At 38.0% G+C, this 2,936-nt stretch carries 3 protein-coding genes; all 3 read right to left on the minus strand.

Annotated elements, in window-relative coordinates:
* Positions 1-641: hypothetical protein (locus tag GXZ13_06790; GenBank protein NLX75518.1), on the minus strand; the 641-nt coding region annotated here is incomplete at its 3' end.
* A gap of 187 nt (positions 642-828) precedes the next feature.
* Positions 829-2,184 (minus strand): hypothetical protein, encoded by a 1,356-nt coding sequence (locus tag GXZ13_06795; GenBank protein NLX75519.1) that lies wholly within the window; start codon positions 2,182-2,184, stop codon positions 829-831.
* Positions 2,181-2,546 (minus strand): hypothetical protein, encoded by a 366-nt coding sequence (locus GXZ13_06800; GenBank protein NLX75520.1) that lies wholly within the window; start codon positions 2,544-2,546, stop codon positions 2,181-2,183. Before GXZ13_06800 ends, GXZ13_06795 begins: the two co-directional genes overlap by 4 nt.
* Positions 2,547-2,936: the final 390 nt, after the last annotated feature.

Consider the following 2,936-nt stretch of genomic DNA (forward strand, 5'->3'; position numbering starts at 1 on the left):
ACGTTACGCTCGATTATCCATGTGTAGACATGGGTATAGATGCTATCGAAACATGACTTATAATCCATCCTAGCAAAATACTTATACTCGTAATTGCTCATACGCCAATTCGGGGAAGATGTAAATGAATTCACTGAATCAAAGGGCTGTATCTTAAAATAACTCCCAGTCTGCTGCAAGACGCTTTTACCGAGCTTACGCGAAAATTTCTGTATGTACCGCGTTGATTTGCTTGAACGGATTTTGTAGTATAGCTCGTTGCTTTTGCAGTGGTATCGAATTGAGAAGCGATTGTTCGCCTCAAAGAAGTTCAGAATGTCCTTTTGAAAACACTCCATAAAGAGGTATATGTTCAATGCGGAGAATGGCTGAACAAGACTCATGCGTCGCAGGGAATCGTTGCCCTTGAGAATGTCGTATTTTAGCGGCATCGTTCCCCATTCGCTATCAAAAATCTTCTTTTCACTCTCTGCACATTTTCTTTTCATCTGCTCTGTGATTTCCTTCAATTTGTCCTGATTATTCTTCTGCAATAGAAAGTCATAGAACGGCCTGAAAGAAAAACGTTCTGACAGCTCTACAGGCAACAGGTCAGTCAGGATATAATCCAGTTTATTGCGTTCAAGACCACTCAAGGTCATTGAAAATTACCTCCTTAGCTACTATAATATTCCTGCAAGTTCAATTCACTTGCCGTGCGGCTTGCCGCACACACATCATCGGCGTGGTTCACATCGCCCGTGCTTATGATATGCGATGAGAATTACGAACAGGCATCTCCCACTGGGAGAGCCAACAATGGGGCAGGTGCAACTTTGCCCCGTTGTTTTAGTATCCCACCTTTGTTTTTATCAAATACTCGCGTACTAATGTTCCGTATCTCTTCCCATAAACAGCAATTCCAATTTGCGAACATAATTTTTCCAACCCCAATTTGTCGTACCCTATATGCTCCACCAGCAATATTGTTTTGTTTACCTTCATGTTTTTCAGAAGATTATATCCGCGTTGCGTTGTAGACCTGATTAGGAAATATGGCAGGCTGACGTCGTTCCGAGCAAAAGCCGTCTCTATCATATTTTTCAAAAAATCCTTTGTAACATCATGCAGCAGGTCAGTATCTATCAGGAACCGTAATTCTCCGTAATTGTTGATAACCCCTTTTGCTTTCCATACAGTGCTGCTGAATTTTTTGCTCATATACACAATCCGAGACGAGAACGCAGCAATTCTATGGCGTAAGAGTTCCATGTTGGAATCCTGCTTGTAGTCTGCTATTATTTCATCTACTTGACCATTGTATTTATCGCGCTTCTCTGCGGTTATCCCGCATTGAATTTCCGTCTTGTCTTTTAAGCTCTTCTTGAAAAAGAACTCATAGCCAAGAAAGTCCACTGAAGATGGACTAGTTGCTGTCAGAGAACGCCGTGTAACTATTCTGAACTTTCCCAGATTGAATTTGGTTTTACACTGAGGCGTGACAGAAATGCTCTTGTCGTAGTAAATTTCAAGGAGTGCTTCATTTAGGATTTCATCGCAAACAGCTTTCTCCAAATTCTGATTGAGTATGATGATGGAATCGTCAATATATCGCTCGAAGAACAGCAGTCCGTGTTGAGAAAACTTTTCCCGAATTTGCTCGTCAAATTTTATAGCGATTATCTCCGAAAACAGATTTGACGTGTTTAGTCCTGCATAGGCATATTTTGTTTGACTAGAAAAAGCAGAAATCAGATCTGTTTCGAAGTGGTCGGTCATTTGCCTAAGAATATATTTTTCAAAAACATAGGATGCTGACACGGAGTTGAAGTAATCTTTGAAGTCGTATTTAATAACCGTAAATTCGGACATCTGCTTGATGGCTTTCAAGAAGTCGAACAGTGTATGTATTGCCTTGTTCCTGTTCGGATATTTCACTTTGAACCGCCTGTCCAATATCTGCTTTATATACTGGCACAGTATGTTTTCTGTGGAAAAAAGCTTATAAAGCATGACGCGCCGGTTCTTTTTGCCTTGCTTTAAGACAAGGGAATCATATTTTGAGAAATCGTAATTTCCACTCCCTAGATCAGCCAAGACTTTCTCGGTTAGTGATGCGATTTGGGTACAGCCAACTTTGTCACCTACTGCTGCATTTGCATTAAGGTGTTTGATTGCCCTTTCAATTTCATTTGATGGTCTCATAAGAACAGCTTCTCCATAGCTATCACCCCACCCAAAAAGCCTCGAACACGGCTCCTTGCGGGGGCGTGTAGAAAATAAGGCTGAACGCGCCAATGAGGTCGGCGGGGACGATGCCCAACTCTGGCGCGGAGATTATCAGAAATATCATGTTCTTTACTAATAGTAAAAATGTAATTATTGGTATCTTTTATAGCGTCTATAATTTTATTTGTTTTTTTGTAAAATTTTCTAAAATGTATTAAAGCAAAAATGGCGATACATGCAATAAAGGATAACGATATCCAACCATTAATAGTTCCGTTTCCATTGGTAATGACTTTATATGGCACTAAAATATTTAAAAAACTTAATGAACCTCTCATTTATTGTTCTCCTTTTGTTACTATTTTGTTTTAAAAATACATATATATTTTAATTTATTTAAATCATAAATAAATTTTAATTTCTACGTTTAAGTAGTTTTCTCATTATTTTTACAAGAAAAATACCGTGCCTTTTTTATCCAATATTTTGGCGTCGATATACATATCCTTTTCATTAGTTCTTCTCTTTAACAAGTTAAAAGAAAGTAGATATAACTGCTCTCCAAAATAAATTATTGCAATCTGCTGCCTAATCAGTCGTAGCAATAGAAATTGACATATAAGCAGCACTAGTAACTTAATTTTAAAATTGTCCAAAAAAGTATTGAAAAATTTTAGTATTACTGGATACTATTTTTTATATTTTATCTATTAGAGACCCTAGTAAGC

The organism is Synergistaceae bacterium (assembly GCA_012728235.1).
Lineage (GTDB): Bacteria > Synergistota > Synergistia > Synergistales > Synergistaceae > JAAYFL01.

Coding starts and splice junctions, on each gene's coding strand:
- GXZ13_06795 (NLX75519.1), bottom strand. CDS start 2,184: ATGAGACCATCAAATGAAATTGAAAGGGCAATCAAACACCTTAATGCA.
- GXZ13_06800 (NLX75520.1), bottom strand. CDS start 2,546: ATGAGAGGTTCATTAAGTTTTTTAAATATTTTAGTGCCATATAAAGTC.